A 16,157-nucleotide genomic window follows, 5' to 3' on the forward strand; every position below is an offset into this window, starting at 1 on the left:
CGTAAACGTCCAACGCAAACAACGGAATCCCGTGTCCACTTCACGCTCCCCGACACGCATCTGGCCACTCGCCTGGCCGATCATTCTTTCCAACATCACTGTGCCATTGCTAGGCCTGGTGGATACCGCCGTGGTCGGGCACCTGCCGGATTCGCGCTACATGGCCGCCGTCACCCTTGGCGCCACGCTGTTCGGCTTTCTCTACTGGGGATTCGGTTTCCTGCGTATGGGCACTACCGGCCTCACCTCCCAGGCCATGGGACGCGAGGACGAAAGCGACATACGCAACCTGTTGGGGCAATCGTTGCTGTTGGCGCTGAGCATCGGCGTCATACTGATCCTGCTCGCCGAACCGCTCATCGCCTTCGGCCTCTACCTGCTCGACGGTAGCGAGGCCGCCATGTCACTGGCGGCGAGTTACGCGCATATCCGCATCCTCTCGGCTCCGGCGGTGATGGCCAATTACGCGATTCTCGGCTGGTTCCTCGGCCAGCAGAATTCGCGAGTCACGCTGGCGATCATGGTACTGACCAACAGCGTCAACATCGTGCTGGACCTCGTATTCGTGGTCGGCCTGGGAATGACCAGCGACGGCGTCGCCTGGGCCACGGTGATCGCCGATTATACTGCGCTGGCCGTCGGCCTGTGGCTGGTGGCACGTCAACTGAAGCTGCTTCAGGGACACTTTTTGCGCCAGCGACTGCTACGCCTTGCCGCCTACTCCGAGCTTTTCCAGGTCAATCGGCATCTGTTCGTGCGGACATTGGGGCTGCTGTTCGCCATGGCCTTTTTCACCGCTCAGGGCGCCAGTCAGGGCGATACGGTGCTCGCCGCCAACGCCGTGCTGATGCAATTCATCATGATCACGTCCTACGCGCTGGATGGCTTCGCCCACGCTGCCGAGGCCTTGACCGGCCGCGCCGTAGGGCGCCGTGACTGGCCGCTGTTCGGCGCCTCGGTGCGCGCTGCGGCGCGCTTCTCGCTGATGACCGCCGGCGTCGCCATGGCGGCGTTTTTCTTTGGCGGCGACTATGTGATTGCCATGCTCACCGATCTTCCCGACGTGCGCGCCACGGCGGGAGACTATCTACCCTGGATGATCGCCATGCCGGCCATCGCGGTGTGGAGCTACCTGCTCGATGGCGTCTTCATCGGTGCCACCGCAACCCGCGAAATGCGCGATACCATTCTGCTGGCGCTCGCCGTCTACCTGCCGGTGTGGTGGTTAACGCAACCGTTGGGCAATCATGGCCTATGGCTCGCCTTCACCGTATTCACCCTGGTGCGCTCGGCAAGTCTCGCCGCCGTCTACCTGCACTACCGGCGCACACGCTGGGCTGAGCCCCAGGTCTCTGGACGCGCGGACAATCACGCATGAAACGTGGTACACATTTGCCAGTCACGCATCGATCAATGGAGCCCGCATGACCGACGACCTCCCCCGCCAACACGAACTCACCATGACGGTGCTGATGACGCCCGACATGGCCAACTTCAGCGGCAAGGTGCATGGCGGCGCGATTCTCAAGAAGCTCGACGAGGTCGCCTACGCCTGCGCCAGTCGCTACGCCGGTTCCTATGTCGTGACGCTGTCGGTGGACCAGGTACGTTTCAAGCAACCCATCCACGTGGGTGAGCTGGTCACCTTTCTGGCCTCGGTCAACTATGTCGGGCATTCCTCGATGGAGATCGGCATCAAGATCATCGCCGAGTCGATCCAGGATCGCGTGATTCGCCACACCAACAGCTGCTACCTGACCATGGTCGCGGTAGATGGCGAAGGTCATCCCAACCCCGTGCCACAGCTACAACTCGATACGCCATTGCAGAAGCTGCGCTTCGAGAAAGCCAAATTACGCAAGAACATGCGCAAGCAAGAGGAACAGGAGGAACAGCGCACCCAGGCGCATCTCAACGCGACCCGTGAGGCACCCTGACGCGACGCCGGGAAACTGATAGCGTGACCATGCGCAGGACGCATGGCGCTACCGACGGAGAACTTGATGAGCGCACCTTCCACCGCTGGCTCACGCCGGCGTGATCGCCTTTATCTCGCCTGGGACATCGCCATCGTGGTGCTGGTCTCGGCTAATCTGTTGCTGCTGCTCGTCGATAGCCTGTTTCTCTTGCCACCTCTGAATGCCGGGTTCGAAGCACTAGCGCCGGGCCTCCATCAGGCCTACGACAGCGCCATTCACCAGCGTTTCATGACAATCGACCTGGCCTTCGTGAGCATCTTCCTGCTCGATGTTCTGGCTGGCTGGACGGTGGCCATCGCCGAACGCCGCTACGCACGCTGGTTCTTCTATCCATTCGTGCACTGGTACGACGTGCTGGGGTGCATTCCGGTCAGCGGCTTCCGCATCCTGCGTGTACTGCGTCTCATCTCGCTGCTGATTCGATTGCAGCGCCTGGGGGCGATCGACATCCGCCGCTGGCGTCTCTATGCCTTCTTCGAACGCTACTACCGCGTGCTCATGGAGGAGCTTTCCGACCGCGTGGCGACACGCCTGCTGAGCAGCCTGCAAGAGGAAGTCCAACGTAGTGACGACTTCACCAAACGACTCTCGGAAAAGGTAATCCAGCCACGCAAGGAGGCGCTTGTCGACGAGATCGCCCGGCGTCTCGAAACCACCGTCGACAAAAGCTATGCCGAGAACCATCAGGAAGTACATCGCTACGTGGCGGCCCTGGTCACCCGCACGCTCGATGAGAACCAGGAACTCGCCCGGCTGAGACGCCTGCCTATGGGCGAGCACGTGGCCCATGCCATGGAACGCAGCCTAAGCGACATCGCCAGCCGCGTGGTCCACGAGGCGATCGATGGACTACGTTCGCCGCGTTTCAAGAGTCTTATCGGTGATCTGGCCGGCAGCGGCATCGATGCTTGGCTATACGTCGACCAGCGCACCGACCGCGTCACCGAGCAAGTATTGATCGAAACGCTGGAAATGCTCAAGGACGAGATCGCCGTACAGCGCTGGAGAGACGAACTCGACCTCAGGTGATCAGGTAAGCCGCAAGGTAGTGTACGGTGCCTCACAGGCGTGGCGCTCGTCACGTTCATCGATGCTGCCCAACGACATGTCGCGATCGTTGTCGTAGGCCACGAACAAGCGCTCGCTATCCAGAATCGCCAAACCTTCTGCCTTGTGTTCGAATTCCAGGGCGTCTCCAGCCATCGTGCGAACCAGCGTCGGCGCTTTACCCGCCGCGAAGTCCTCTAGTGACACCACCCAGAGGTAACCGCCTATGCGCTCTTCTTCCGCGTCCTCGACTTCGAAGCTCGTCAACAGAAACAGGCGCTGGTGATGGGGATCGTACTCCAGGCTCGACAGGCCGCAGTCATAGCGCACCTCGGGCTGCTGCTGGGGAAAGAAGCGGTAGAACTCGCGTAGCCTGTCGACGAACACCAGATTACCTTGGGCATTGAGGGTGTAGTGCGCCCCCACGACACGACACACATAGTCGAAGTCTTCATGCGAATAGCCTTGTTCGCGCACGCCGAAAAGCAGTAGCCCATCACCACGCTCCCCCGGAATCGCCGCCAGTCCTTCTATCTTGTAATACGGATAACCGATGGCGCCGTCCAGCTTGTTACGCAGCTCCAACGAGCCCTCGACACCGTCGCGCGGGTCGGGGTCGACCACTTGCACCCGCTCGGTCTCGCCCAGCGGCCAGATCAATAAATGGTTGTAGGCATTGAGCGCATGGCTTTCCATGTCGATGCGATCGAATCCGGTGGTCGCCAACACGTAGCGACCGTCGGCAGTCAATGCGAAGTCCTCGTACTTGACTGCCCGCTTGATGGCATCCGCCGTGAAGTACTCCAGGCCGCGATCATCGGGACCGGCAGCCGTGATCGGAACAGAGAAGACAGCCGAACGTGCGTCACCGGGAATCGGCTTGTCGCTGGCCAGGATCAGACGCTGGCCATCATAGACCACGGCGGATACTTCAATGTTGACCAGCTTGCCCTTCTCATCACGCAGGCCGCTGGGGAAACAATGCAACGTTCCTTCTTGTAGCACCTCGGCATTGGCCATGACATCTCCTTGATCGCGTTGTACGTGACACTTCCAGCGTAACGCGAAAGCCACGTATGGTCGCAACGCAACGTGATAGCTTGCGGTCGCGGCAGACGGTCGGCAACCTGGCCGTCTGCGTATTTTTCATTCTCCGCTAAGGAAATCGACATGCTCAGCCACAGGTCAACTCGTCGATCGTGTCCTGATCGTCGAGTTTGACGTTGAGGCGATCCGCACGGTAATCCATCGTCACCGCCTGGTCGGGACGAATGACGCGGACGCGATCGGCATCACTGTCGGTTTCCAACTGTGCCACTGTCGCCTCGTCGGCATGCTGACCGATGTAGTCTTGCAACGTGTCGGCGCCACAGGCGTCGTCTTGCGACATCGACGGCGGCGGTGGTGCCTCGTCCGGTGCCGGGCTGCCGGCACATCCCGCCAGCAGGAACGCTGCCATTGCACCACCAAGAGCGCGTTTACGCATGTCGTTTCCTCTTCGTTCGATGGCTTCGTTGAACAGCGTATACAAGCGTTGCGCTAGAGGCCAGACGCATTCCCTCTCGCTGCGCGAGCCGAGAATGCTAGACTCAAGGTTTGAGCCGTCGCGACGCCCGTCATTTCCAAGGAGCCAGGAATCATGCAAGGAACCTTCAAGTATTTCTCTACCGCCGTGCTCGGCCTGGCCACCGGAGCGGCGTTGTCGTTGACGCCGGCGTTCGCCGACGAGCCGGTGCGCGTCTCGTCGAAGATCGATACCGAGGGCGCCTTGCTCGGCAACATGATCGTCCAGCGCCTGGAGCAGGCCGACATTCCCGTCGAAGACCAACTGCAGCTCGGCCCGACCAATATCGTGCGCAGTGCCTTGCTCGAAGATGAGATCGACCTGTATCCCGAATATACTGGCAACGGGGCGTTTTTCACGCAAACCACCGATGACGATGCGTGGAAACGCTCGGGCGAGGGTTACGAAAAGATTCGTGCCTACGACAAGGAACACAACGACGTGGTATGGCTCACTCCGGCGCCAGCCAACAACACCTGGGCCATCGCATTGCGCCGTGACGTCGCCGACGAGCACGATCTTTCCACCATGGAGGATTTCGCCGCCTGGATACGCGATGGCGGTGAGATCAAGCTGGCCGGCTCCGCCGAATTCGTGGAAAGCGATGCCGCTTTGCCCAGCTTCCAGCGTGCCTACGATTTCAAGCTCGACCAGGACCAATTGCTGGTACTCTCCGGTGGCAACACGGCGGCAACCATTCGCGCCGCCGCCGAGAACACCAGCGGTACCAATGCCGCCATGGTCTATGCCACCGATGGTGCGATCCCCGCCGCCGACCTCAAAGTCATGGACGACACCCAAGGCGTCCAGATGGTCTACGAGCCGGCACCGGTGATCCGTCAAGCCACGCTCGAGGCCTATCCGCAAATCCCCGAGTTGCTCGAACCGCTTTTCGAAGGACTCGACCGGGAAACCTTGCAGTCGCTCAACCGTCGCATTCAGGTCGATGGTGAACCGGCCAGCGAGGTCGCCGGGGACTATCTGGAATCACACGACCTGCTCGACTGACAGCTGCCGGTGTCTGTTTCTCACGTTCCCACGAGCGACGCGGACAGCGCTCGCCTGGTGGCCAATCGCGTCCTGGTCACGCTGCTATGTGCAGGGCTCCTGGCGGCCTGGTTATTGCCCTTCGCCACGATGTCGCCCAACCGCTTGGCCTCCGGGCAAACCGTCGGCCTGAGTGAAGCGTTATCAGCCTGGCAAGTAGTCGCTCTTCTGATCCTGAGCGCGGCGCTGGCCGTGGCGGCGCTAAGACGCCCGCTACCGCGCGGGCTCGCCCATGGCATAGTCTTGCTGGCCAGCCTCGGGCTGTTGCTGATCACGCTGTATAGCCTGGGCGACTACGCGCAACGCACTCTGGTCGAAAAATCGCCGTCGGCGCGGGTCTCTCAGGGGGCAGCCTTCTGGGTGATGGTATTCTGCTGCGCCCTGGCGGCCATCGACGCCTTTCAGCGCGCCTCCAGCGACTGGCTGCTGCGCCTGGGTTACATGCTGATCGCTGGGGGAAGCGTGGCGTTGCTGTTCGCAAGCGGCCATTTCGACGATCTGTCGATCATGCGCGAATACGCCAACATCCGCGATAACTTCGCTGATCAGTTCATCACGCACTTGGTGCTGGTGGGCTCCGCACTGGGGCCGGCGTTACTCATCGGCGTTCCACTGGGCCTGCTGGCCCATCGCCGCGTACGCCTGCGGGGAACGCTGTTCAGTGTACTCAATTTCTTCCAGACGATTCCCTCGATCGCCCTGTTCGCCCTGCTGGTCGCGCCGCTTTCGGCGCTCGGCAACGCCTTCCCATTGCTCGGCGAATGGGGCGTCAAAGGCATCGGCGCGGCGCCAGCCATCATCGCGCTGGTGATGTACGCACTGCTGCCCGTGGTGCGCAATACCTACGCCGGGCTCAAGGGCGTTCCGCCCGCCACCGTGGAAGCTGCACGCGGTATGGGCATGACCACGCGTCAGGTGCTGTGGCGCGTGGAAATCCCCTTGGCATTGCCGGTCATGCTCTCGGGGCTACGCATCGTCACCGTACAGGCCATCGGCCTGACCGTAGTGGCGGCGCTGATCGGTGCCGGGGGCCTGGGCGCCTTTATTTTCCAGGGCCTCGGCCAATATGCCATCGACCTGGTCCTGCTCGGCGCGATACCCACCATCGTGCTGGCAGTGATCGCCGATTTCACGCTGCAGATGCTGGTCGTGCTCAGCAAGCCGGCCGGCACCCGCCGATAGGTAACACCGATGATCGAACTTCAGGGACTGACCAAACGGTATGGCGAAACACGCGTCGTCGATGACATCTCGCTGACCGTGGAACAGGGCGAATTCTGTGTCCTCATTGGCCCATCGGGGTGCGGCAAATCGACCACGCTGAAGATGATCAATCGCCTGATCGCGCACAGCGAGGGAAAAATCCTGTTGGGTGGCGAGGATATCGCCACCCTGCCGCCGGAACGCCTGCGTCGCCGTATTGGCTACGCCATCCAGTCGATCGGGCTGTTCCCGCACTGGCGTGTCGCGGACAACATCGCCACCGTGCCCAGGCTCCTCAAGTGGCCGGCGTCACGCATTGCCGAGCGCGTCGACGAATTGCTGGCACTTTTTAAGCTCGATGATGAAGGGTTGCACGACAAGTATCCGCATCAACTCTCTGGCGGTCAGGCGCAGCGTGTCGGTGTAGCCCGAGCCCTGGCCGCCGATCCTGACGTGCTCCTGATGGACGAGCCCTTCGGTGCCGTCGACCCCCTGACGCGCGATACCCTGCAGGCCGAGTTGGCACGCGTGCACCGCCAAACCGGCAAGACCATCGTCTTCGTCACCCATGACATGGACGAAGCCTTGCGCCTGGCCTCCCGCGTGGCACTGCTCAATGCCGGCCAGTTGGTGCAATACGACCGTCCGGCAGAGCTTCTCGTCGCGCCCGCCAACGATTTCGTGCGCGACTTCATCGGGCGCGCCGACTTAGGGCTCAAACTGCTCTCGCGGCGCCGGGTCGAGGCGTATTGCCGGCCCGCCCAGCGCACGCGCAACAATGCCATCGCCAGCGCGCCCATCACCTGGCAGGTGGATGCCGATGACCGCCCCATGGCGCTGCTGGGCGGCCGCCTGGGCGAATCCGACATAGCTCGCACGGTGGTCAACCCCGAGTGGACCGCCACGCCGGAGATGTCGATGAAGGAGGCCTTGTCACGCATGGTGTGGTTTCGCGTGACGGCCTTGCCGGTGCTCGATGGCGAGGGGCGCCTGCTGGGCGAGGTGACGATGTCGGGCGTCATGGGGCATCGCTCATGAACGTAGGTGCACTGTCTCGTCCACCTTCCTCGCGCCGTGCTTTGCTGATCTCGCTCAGCGCCTTGTTGATCGCGCTGGTGGTGGGCATGGAGCAGTTGGCGCCACTGTTTCGGGCGTTGTTTCCCGATCAGGATCCGGCGACGTATCAGCGCGAGAGCTTTCTCGATCTGACGCTCGCCCACCTCGCCCTGGTGCTGGTGTCCTCGCTCATCTCGGTGAGTGTCGGGGTTGCAGCGGGGCTATTCGTCACGCGGCCGGCAGGGCGCGAGTTCGAGCCCTTGGTGTCGACGCTGGCCGCCATCGGCCAGACCTTTCCCCCGGCAGCGGTGCTGGCAATCGTCGTGCCAGTCGCCGGGTTCGGCTTTGTCCCCACCTTGGTGGCGCTGGTGCTCTATGGCCTCTTGCCCGTGGTGCAAAACACTGTCGCCGGTCTGGGTACGGTGCCCTCGCAAATGCTCGAGGCCGCGCGCGGCAACGGCATGAACGCCTGGCAGATCCTGTGGCACATCGAGCTGCCCCTGGCAATGCGGGTCATCATCGCCGGCGTGCGCGTCTCGGTGATCATCAATATCGGCACAGCGACGATCGGCTCCACGGTCGGTGCCAAAACGCTGGGCACACCGATCATCGCCGGTCTGGTCGGCAACAATCTACCGTACGTGATTCAAGGGGCGGTACTGGTGGGCCTGCTGGCTATCGTCACCGACCTGGCGTTCGAACGGCTGGAGCAACGCTTCTCGTTCGGCGATAGCAGGGCGGCGTCATGAACAGGATATCCAGCGAACCAAGGTAAGCGGCATCGCGGGGAGGGGAAACGACAAGACCGCCGCCTTCGAAGGCGGCGGTCTAAATACCTTAATTGGCGGCGTCTTGCACTTCTTCGCCACCTTGCTCGATGTCTTCACCTGCACCTTCAAACGTATTGCAGCCACTGATAGCACCAGCGGTGAACATCAGCAGCAGGGAAAAAGCCAGCATCCGTTTCATAGTCGTGTCTCCTTCACGGTATCAAGCGGGAAAAATCCCGCGGGTCCAGACCCATTTCTTGGGTAATCTTATCCGCCATACAGGCGGGACGACCACAACTTAGCAAAGCTAGCAGCACTGTGCATCCTTTCCAGGATTCAGTTGGTTGCGGCATCCTGCATCGCTTCACCGCCACGCTCGATATCCTCGCCCGCGCCGTGGATGGTGTTACAGCCACTCAGCACCGCCAACAACAAAAGCCCCAAGATCGCAATCGATGTACGCTTCATGCGTTTTCTCCGGAAAGCACCGCTCACTCAGCGAGAGGCACGGCCCCATGCCGTGTAACCTAACGTTAGCATAGCCAGACACTTTACGACGATTTTCAGGAGCGCCGCACATGACCGATTTCACCCTGCATCCACGCTTGGCGGCCGACTCGCACTACGTCGCCAACCTGTCCCTGTGCCAGGTACGCCTGAACGACGACGCGCGCTATTCCTGGCTAGTGCTGATCCCCCGTCGCGACGATATCCGCGAAGTCTACGAACTCTCCGCTGACGATCAGGCCACGATGTGGCAGGAAGCCACCGAGATAGGGCGCCGCTTGATGGCGCATCATGACGGCGACAAGCTCAATCTGGCGACGCTCGGCAATCAGGTTGCGCAGTTGCACCTGCATGTCATCGTCCGCCACCAGGGCGACGCGGCCTGGCCGGGGCCAGTATGGGGACAAGGCACGCCGCCGCCGTATGACGACACGACGCTGAGCACCTACTTGGCGACACTGCGTGATCTCCTCACACCATGAGTGATGCGCGCAGGCAGTTTTCGTAGGACTCAGGGCAGTTCGCCGAGCCGCTCCTGTATATCAATCAGCAGCGTATCGAACACATAGGGCGGTACCGGCTGACCGCCACGCTGTCCCGACAGCGTGATGCGCGTGCCCTGTTCGATCGCCTCGAGCCGATAGCGCACGTCGAGCGTGGGACGCACGGCCAGCACGGCCTCGACATCGCCCAGGTCGACATCGGCGCGACGAATCACGAAGCCGCGTGCCGTCAGCATCGCCACCCCCGCTTCCAACGCGGTCGATGGCTCGGCTTCCACGACCAATGCCCGGGTTTGCGGCGGTGCCGACGTGGTCGCGCATCCGCTCACGCTCAATACCACGCACGATACCACGAACAATACGCTCAGCAGCCGCCTCATGATGTGCTCCCCTCGCGCATGCGTGCGTCGATGTCATCGTGTAAAGCGGCGCAGAACGCCGCGCTGTTGTCCGGACGCGCATCGATCAGATAACCGTCGACATCGACCACGCGCGAATCGCGCGTCACCCGTACGACATCCTCGGCGGCGACCACCGAGACCCGTTGCAGGCGCACCGGATCACCGCCGAAGCGTTGGAAATAGCCCAGCGAATAGCCATGGCGCCCGCCTAAGCCATAGCGTCCCCAGAAGCCACTGCGCCCCCAGGGCGGTCGATCCACAGCACCCAGCCCCGGTTGCGCCTTGGCCCGCTCGGCACTCACCAACCCTAGGGCGACCTCGGTCTGTTCGATACGATAGCCTTGCGCTTCCAAGGCAGCGGCCATGGCTCTTACCCGTGCATTGGCGTCGCCCTCAGCCGGCCAGTGACATGCCTCGGGCAACGGCGAAGCCACATCGCGGCTCAATGGATCGTAAGAAGCCAGGCTCTGACAACCGCCGAGCCCCAATGCCACTACCAGCAAAAGAGGTTTCATCATCGCGTTCTCGCCTGTAAGGAAAAGGCCACCCGTCAGCGGGGAGCGCAATAGCGCGTCTCACCTCACCGTTACCGTCGCACGTTCACCTCGTTGAGAGCGTAGTCGAGCGCCACGGTTCCGTCAGTGTGGCATGCTGGGCGGCTCCCGTCCGGCGCCGGCATGCGTTAGGCTGGCAACTCGACCACGATGCCCCGCTCTCGGGCTTGGATCATGCAAGAGGCTCGCTCATGAAGATCGTCATCGCCCCGGATAGCTACAAGGATGCCCTCTCGGCTCGCGAGGCCACTGTTGCCATCGCCACGGGCTGCGCCCGCGTCCTGCCTCAAGCACAGTTCGTGCAATGTCCGATGGGGGACGGCGGCGAAGGTACTCTCGACGCCCTGCTGGCCGCAACACAGGCCGAACGCCGTGTCACTGCGATCCACGACGCCCTGGAGCGACCCATCAACGCCAGTTGGGGATGGCACGCCGCGAGTGCCACCGCCTATGTCGAACTCGCCGAGGCCAGTGGCTTGCAAGCGCTCGCCGACACTGAGCGCACCGCGCTTCACAGCACCACCCTCGGCGTCGGCGAGTTGATACGCGATGCGCTCGATGCCGGGGCCGAGCGTTTGGTCCTCACCCTGGGCGGCAGCGCCACCAACGATGGCGGTACAGGAATGCTTTTGGCACTAGGCGCGCGACTGCTCGATGCCGAGGGCCAGCCACTGCCGCCAGGCGGCGCGGCACTGGCGCGGCTGGCCAAACTCGACCTGAGTGGCCTGGACCCGCGCCTGGCAACGCTCAAGGTGGATACCGCCGTGGACGTCGACAACCCCTTGCTCGGTGAGCGCGGCGCCAGCGCGACCTTCGGACCGCAGAAAGGCGCTACGCCGGCGGATGTCGCACAGCTCGACGCGGCCTTGGCCCATTTTGCCGACCACGTCGCCAGCGTACTCGGCAAGGATCACCGCGCTCTACCAGGTGCCGGCGCGGCGGGCGGCATGGGCTTCGCGGCCGCCGCTTTTCTGGGCGCAAGGCTGCAACCCGGCATCGAACTGGTCATGGATCAGGTCGACTTCGACCGTCTACTGGAAGACGCCGATCTGGTGATCACCGGGGAAGGCCAGCTCGATGGCCAGAGCCTGGCCGGCAAGACGCCGGTAGGCATCGCCCAGCGTGCGCGACGACATGGCGTGCCCACACTCGCACTCGCCGGGCGCCTTGGCGATGGCTGGCAGGCCGTTCACGACGAGGGTATCGAGGCCGCCTTCGCGCTGGCCGATGGCCCCCTGGCCCTACCGGAGGCCCTAGAACGTACTGCCGAGCTGCTTGCCGACCGTGCCGAGAGCCTCCTGCGTGTGTGGCAAACCGCCAGCCGGCACACGTCACGTTCATGACACAATGCCGCCCCCTCCGACCTTGAAAAACCAAAGCGTCATGGGCATTTCATATGTAAACGCTATATCGTCGATGGAAAAGATTCGTTACCCAATCCCCAGACGACATTCTAGAGTGAGCCCATAGACGCTTTTGACTACTGACGACGTTCGTCCATTGTTTACCAAGGAGTGCTTTCATGTCCGATATCAATTCCATCGGCTTGCATACCAGCAGCGCCAACCAGCTGGCCGAAAAGCTCAACGAGCTGCTGGCCAACTACCAGATCTTCTACATGAACGCGCGCGGCTACCACTGGAACGTGAAAGGCCCGAATTTCTTCGAGCTGCATGTCAAATTCGAGGAAATCTATACCGACCTGCTCGCCAAGGTCGACGAAGTCGCCGAGCGCATTCTCACGCTGGGACACGAGCCGCTGCATGCCTACAGCGACTACGCCAAGATTTCGCGCATTCAGGAAGATACCCACGTGCATGAAGGCACCGAATGCGTGCGTGGGCTAGTGCAGGGTTATCAGGCACTGCTCGAACTGGAGCGCGAGCTCAATTCCATGGCCGCCGATGCCGACGACGAAGGCACCGCTTCGCAGATGAGCGACTACATCCGCGAGCAGGAAAAGACCGTGTGGATGCTCAGCGCCTACCTAGGCTGATTCGCGCTAGGTCATTCCGTTCAAGACACCGCCCGGCCTTGTGCCGGGCGGTGTCATTAGGACTCCCCACGTGTCTCGTCGCCGGAAGAGCTATCTTCAGCGTCGGGCTCGTCGTCCGCCATGTCGTCCAGTTCTTCAGCGTCCACCTGCTCAGTCAGATGCGTTGGCAGGTCGCGCTTCATGCGCACGCCGAGACGCTTGAGCATCAGCGCCTGGCTGACCAGGCTCCCCTGCCCTGTTGAAAGGCGCCCCATCGCTTGCCGGTAGCTACTGTCGGCGCGCTCCAGATGTCGGCCAACGTCCTCGAGGCTATCCACGAAGCCACGAAACTTGTCGAGCAACTTGCCCGCCCGTGCGGCGATGACGCGGGCGTTGTCGTTCTGGCGCTCCAGCGTCCAGAGACTGGCCACGGTTCTCAAGCTCGCCAGCAGCGTGGTCGGCGTGACCACCACGATGTCGCGCGAGAAGGCGTCCTGGAAGAGCGTTTCATCATGCTGGAAGGCCACCGCGAACGCCGGTTCGACGGGCATGAACAGGAACACGAAATCCGGTGAGTTCAGCCCCGGCAAGTGCGGATAGTCGCGCCCGGAGAGCGTGTCGATATGCGCACGCACCGCCTGGACATGGTCCTTCAATGCCTGTGTACGCGTCGCGTCATCCTCGGCGTTGACGTAGCGCACATAGGCGTTGAGCGAGACCTTGGCATCGACGATCAGGTGGCGATTGTCGGGCAGGTAGATAACCGCGTCGGGACGCTGACGCCCCGACTCTCCCTCCACCGAGACCTCGCGCTTGTATTCGATATCACGGCGCAGCCCCGAGCGCTCGAGCACCGATTCGAGTATCACCTCGCCCCAATCGCCCTGCATCTTCTTATCGCCCTTGAGCGCGCGCGTCAAGTTGGCGGCTTCCTCGGTGATCTGGCGATTCAGCGAGGAGAGATGCTCGATCTGCGTCTTGAGGGTCGAGCGCTCGCGCAGCGATTGGCCATGGATTTCCTCCAGGCGCGCCCGGAAGTCGCCTACCTGCTCGCGAAAAGGCGCCAGCATGGCCTCGAGATTCTCGCGACTCTGGGTATTGAACGTTTGCTGGCGTTCCTCGAAGATCCGCCCCGCCAACGCCTCGAAGTCCTTGGTGAGACGTGTCCGCGCCTCCTCGAGCAGGGCGAGCTTCTCGGCATGATGGGAGCGCTCCTGTTCGAGCTGCGTTTCCAAGCGACCATGCCGTTCGCGTAGCGCCGCGAGTTGCTCCTGGCGGTCATCTAGATCGCGTTCGCGTTGCCCCAACAGGCGCTGGGTCTCGAGGCTCTGCTCGCGCACGGCGTCTAGTTGGGCATCGCTCTGGGCCAGTTCGCGCTCCAACCGAGCACGTGTTTCCTCGGTTTCGGCATAGTGACGCTGGGCACGCTCGGCCTCGTGCTCGGCCGTTTCGCGACGCGTGCGTTCACGTCGCCATGCTATACCGAGCGTCAGCGCGGCGAGCACCAGGACAGCCGCAAGAAGGAGAAGATAAGCGACAGGGAACATGCTGGACATGGGCGTGATACCGGCAATGAAAACTTTCGATTGAAACGTTCAGTGAAAACTCTCGACTAGATACTCGATTAAACACTTCGCGCGCGCCACCTTCCCCCACTCCGCCGCATGACGCAAGCGGCCCGGGGCTTGAAGTCCCGCCTTGATGGCCCAAACTCAATCAGTGAAGCTGCCTGATACCGGACTAGGATCGCCCGGTGGTGGCTGCTGTCATCCATGAAGCATCACGACCAGGAGGTCACGATGAGTCAATCGCAGTCAGGTAAACGTGTCGCCATCCTCGCCACCGACGGTTTCGAGGAATCCGAACTTTCCGCACCGCGTGCCGCCTTGAAGAGTCAGGGCGTCGAGGTGCAAGTGGTCACCCCCGAAGGCAAAGGCATTCGTGCCTGGGCCGAAACCGACTGGGGCGACACCTACGAGGCCGACAAGGCCTTGAGCGATGTCAACGCCACCACTTATCACGCGCTGGTGCTGCCCGGCGGGCTCTTCAATCCCGATGAACTGCGCCTCAACGAAAAAGCGCTCGCCTTCGTGCATGGCTTCTTCGAAGCGGGCAAGCCAGTGGCTGCGATCTGCCATGCACCGTGGATCCTGATCAACGCCGATGTCGTCGACGGGCGCAAGATGACCTCGGTCGCCTCCGTGGGACAAGACCTCAAGAACGCTGGCGCCCAATGGGTCGATGAGCCGGTCGTCGTCGATAACGGCTTGGTTACCAGTCGCACGCCCCAAGACATGGACGCTTTCAATGCCAAACTGATCGAGGAGCTAGCCGAAGGTCGCCATAGCGGACAGCACGCCTGATGGCTCCCCACCGACCACAATCGACGTCCGCCTCGCATGAGGCGGACGTTTTGCGTACCGCCGAGAGCGGCGGCCCGCGACGCGGCATTCGAATGCCTTCACGACGCCTGCATTTCGCCGTCAAGAGCCTGTTACGGATCTTCGCGAGGCCGATGAAATCGGATCGCGGTCAAGGCGGGCCGGTCGTCCATCCCTATCGTGGTTACGGCACGCATCGCGAGGCGTTCCTGATGGGGCGGGTCTTCCGTCAGGTAGGGCTGGCGCGCGTCATCCCTAGACGCGGGGCGCTACGCGACGCCGCAGACGTGACTCGACGCCTGGCACGGCGCGGTTTTCCGGATGCCGAGGTGCGTATTCGTCTGGGCGACAATAGCGCCACCGTCACCACCGACCACGACGGCTATTTCGATGTCCGCCTGCCGCTCGACATTCCGCTCGACGAGCACGTTTCATGGCATCGTGCCGAGCTCGAGGTCATGACGGCCGACCGCGACAACGTCCGCTCGCGCGCCGATGTCTATATTCCACCACCAAATACCGATCTAATGGTGATCAGCGACATCGACGACACGGTGATGTACACCGGCGTCGCCGACAAGCTGCGTATGCTGTATCGCCTATTCGTCGAGAAGGCGCATCGACGCACCGCCTTTCCCGGCGTTGCCGAACTCTATCAGGCCTTGCATGCGGGCACGGCGGGCGACTCACGGCGACCGATACTCTACGTCTCGCGAGGCCCTTGGAGCATCTACGAGGTGCTCGAGGCGTTCTTCCAGCTCAACCACATTCCCGTCGGGCCGATCCTTTTCCTGCGCGAATGGGGGATTTCCTGGCGCCATCCCTGGCCACGCCGCGCCGAGGATCATAAGTACGACTTGATCACGCAGATGCTCACGTTGTTCGACACGTTGCCCTGCGTGCTGATCGGGGATAGCGGTCAGCACGATCCCGAAATCTACACGCGTATCGTCAAGGAGAACCCGGACCGCGTGAAGACGATCTACATCCGCCGCGTCGACCGCAAGCCCGACCGCGAAGCGGCCATCGCCCGACTGCGCGAGGAGATCGAACATACCGATTGTGAGCTGCTGCTGAGCGATGACAGTGCCGCCATGGCCGCGCATGCGCGCGACCGAGGTTATATCTCCGAGACGGGGCTGGAAGCGGTACGTCAAGCGTCGCGCTGAT

General features: G+C 62.3%; 19 protein-coding genes. 12 read left to right on the top strand and 7 right to left on the bottom strand.

Annotated features, from left to right (window positions below; translation table 11 throughout):
• Positions 1–31: 31 nt before the first annotated feature.
• From OP496_RS10440 to OP496_RS10450, 3 genes are all read left to right on the top strand, one after another.
• Positions 32–1,378: an MATE family efflux transporter gene (locus OP496_RS10440; protein WP_280563566.1), complete on the top strand. Its 1,347-nt coding sequence runs from the start codon at positions 32–34 to the stop codon at positions 1,376–1,378.
• Between the two features lie 46 nt (positions 1,379–1,424).
• Positions 1,425–1,937, top strand: a complete 513-nt coding sequence (locus OP496_RS10445) for an acyl-CoA thioesterase (RefSeq protein ID WP_280563567.1) — start codon at positions 1,425–1,427, stop codon at positions 1,935–1,937.
• A gap of 66 nt (positions 1,938–2,003) precedes the next feature.
• Positions 2,004–3,008, top strand: coding sequence for an ion transporter (locus OP496_RS10450; RefSeq protein ID WP_280563568.1), 1,005 nt, complete (start codon positions 2,004–2,006; stop codon positions 3,006–3,008).
• On the opposite strand, the gene OP496_RS10455 is transcribed toward OP496_RS10450, so the two are convergent.
• The gene (locus OP496_RS10455) at positions 3,009–4,046 is read right to left on the bottom strand and encodes a hypothetical protein (RefSeq protein WP_280563569.1); all 1,038 of its coding nucleotides are present in this window, start codon (positions 4,044–4,046) and stop codon (positions 3,009–3,011) included. It abuts the gene before it with no gap.
• Between the two features lie 154 nt (positions 4,047–4,200).
• Complete coding sequence (locus tag OP496_RS10460; RefSeq protein ID WP_280563570.1) at positions 4,201–4,512, bottom strand: I78 family peptidase inhibitor; 312 nt, start codon at positions 4,510–4,512, stop codon at positions 4,201–4,203.
• Positions 4,513–4,665: 153 nt separating this feature from the next.
• On the opposite strand from OP496_RS10460, the gene OP496_RS10465 reads away from it, so the two are divergent.
• Genes OP496_RS10465 through OP496_RS10480 form a run of 4 tightly spaced genes read left to right on the top strand, consistent with a single transcriptional unit; the run spans position 4,666 to position 8,645 of the window.
• Positions 4,666–5,598 (top strand): ABC transporter substrate-binding protein, encoded by a 933-nt coding sequence (locus tag OP496_RS10465; RefSeq protein ID WP_280563571.1) that lies wholly within the window; start codon positions 4,666–4,668, stop codon positions 5,596–5,598.
• Between the two features lie 9 nt (positions 5,599–5,607).
• Positions 5,608–6,819: an ABC transporter permease gene (locus OP496_RS10470; protein ID WP_280563572.1), complete on the top strand. Its 1,212-nt coding sequence runs from the start codon at positions 5,608–5,610 to the stop codon at positions 6,817–6,819.
• A gap of 9 nt (positions 6,820–6,828) precedes the next feature.
• Positions 6,829–7,878, top strand: coding sequence for an ABC transporter ATP-binding protein (locus OP496_RS10475; RefSeq protein ID WP_280563573.1), 1,050 nt, complete (start codon positions 6,829–6,831; stop codon positions 7,876–7,878).
• Positions 7,875–8,645 carry an ABC transporter permease gene (locus OP496_RS10480; RefSeq protein WP_280563574.1) on the top strand — a complete coding sequence of 257 codons (771 nt, stop codon included), beginning with the start codon at positions 7,875–7,877 and terminating at the stop codon, positions 8,643–8,645. The genes OP496_RS10475 and OP496_RS10480 overlap by 4 nt, the downstream gene beginning before the upstream one ends.
• An 88-nt stretch (positions 8,646–8,733) precedes the next feature.
• Here OP496_RS10480 and OP496_RS10485 read toward each other — a convergent pair whose 3' ends face one another.
• Together OP496_RS10485 and OP496_RS10490 are read right to left on the bottom strand one after the other, a co-directional pair.
• Positions 8,734–8,865, bottom strand: coding sequence for an entericidin A/B family lipoprotein (locus OP496_RS10485; protein ID WP_280563575.1), 132 nt, complete (start codon positions 8,863–8,865; stop codon positions 8,734–8,736).
• Positions 8,866–9,002: 137 nt separating this feature from the next.
• On the bottom strand, positions 9,003–9,134 hold the full coding sequence (locus OP496_RS10490; RefSeq protein WP_247639881.1) for an entericidin A/B family lipoprotein: 132 nt from the start codon (positions 9,132–9,134) through the stop codon (positions 9,003–9,005).
• A 110-nt stretch (positions 9,135–9,244) separates the two neighbouring features.
• Between OP496_RS10490 and OP496_RS10495 the strand changes: the two genes are divergently transcribed.
• Complete coding sequence (locus OP496_RS10495) at positions 9,245–9,655, top strand: HIT family protein (protein ID WP_280563576.1); 411 nt, start codon at positions 9,245–9,247, stop codon at positions 9,653–9,655.
• Between the two features lie 29 nt (positions 9,656–9,684).
• On the opposite strand, the gene OP496_RS10500 is transcribed toward OP496_RS10495, so the two are convergent.
• Together OP496_RS10500 and OP496_RS10505 are read right to left on the bottom strand one after the other, a co-directional pair.
• Positions 9,685–10,056, bottom strand: coding sequence for a hypothetical protein (locus tag OP496_RS10500; RefSeq protein ID WP_280563577.1), 372 nt, complete (start codon positions 10,054–10,056; stop codon positions 9,685–9,687).
• Complete coding sequence (locus OP496_RS10505) at positions 10,053–10,595, bottom strand: hypothetical protein (protein WP_280563578.1); 543 nt, start codon at positions 10,593–10,595, stop codon at positions 10,053–10,055. Before OP496_RS10505 ends, OP496_RS10500 begins: the two co-directional genes overlap by 4 nt.
• A gap of 227 nt (positions 10,596–10,822) precedes the next feature.
• Between OP496_RS10505 and OP496_RS10510 the strand changes: the two genes are divergently transcribed.
• Together OP496_RS10510 and OP496_RS10515 are read left to right on the top strand one after the other, a co-directional pair.
• On the top strand, positions 10,823–11,974 hold the full coding sequence (locus OP496_RS10510; RefSeq protein ID WP_280563579.1) for a glycerate kinase: 1,152 nt from the start codon (positions 10,823–10,825) through the stop codon (positions 11,972–11,974).
• 179 nt (positions 11,975–12,153) lie between these two features.
• Positions 12,154–12,627, top strand: coding sequence for a Dps family protein (locus OP496_RS10515; protein ID WP_280563580.1), 474 nt, complete (start codon positions 12,154–12,156; stop codon positions 12,625–12,627).
• A 56-nt stretch (positions 12,628–12,683) separates the two neighbouring features.
• Here OP496_RS10515 and rmuC read toward each other — a convergent pair whose 3' ends face one another.
• Positions 12,684–14,162, bottom strand: coding sequence for a DNA recombination protein RmuC (gene rmuC, locus OP496_RS10520; RefSeq protein WP_280563581.1), 1,479 nt, complete (start codon positions 14,160–14,162; stop codon positions 12,684–12,686).
• Between the two features lie 243 nt (positions 14,163–14,405).
• Between rmuC and OP496_RS10525 the strand changes: the two genes are divergently transcribed.
• Both OP496_RS10525 and OP496_RS10530 read left to right on the top strand, forming a co-directional pair.
• The gene (locus tag OP496_RS10525; protein ID WP_280563582.1) at positions 14,406–14,969 is read left to right on the top strand and encodes a type 1 glutamine amidotransferase domain-containing protein; all 564 of its coding nucleotides are present in this window, start codon (positions 14,406–14,408) and stop codon (positions 14,967–14,969) included.
• Positions 14,970–15,061: 92 nt separating this feature from the next.
• The gene (locus OP496_RS10530; protein WP_280563583.1) at positions 15,062–16,156 is read left to right on the top strand and encodes a phosphatase domain-containing protein; all 1,095 of its coding nucleotides are present in this window, start codon (positions 15,062–15,064) and stop codon (positions 16,154–16,156) included.
• The last annotated feature ends 1 nt before the right edge of the window (position 16,157 follow it).

The sequence above is a fragment of the Chromohalobacter sp. 48-RD10 genome (genome assembly GCF_029889785.1).
GTDB lineage: Bacteria > Pseudomonadota > Gammaproteobacteria > Pseudomonadales > Halomonadaceae > Chromohalobacter.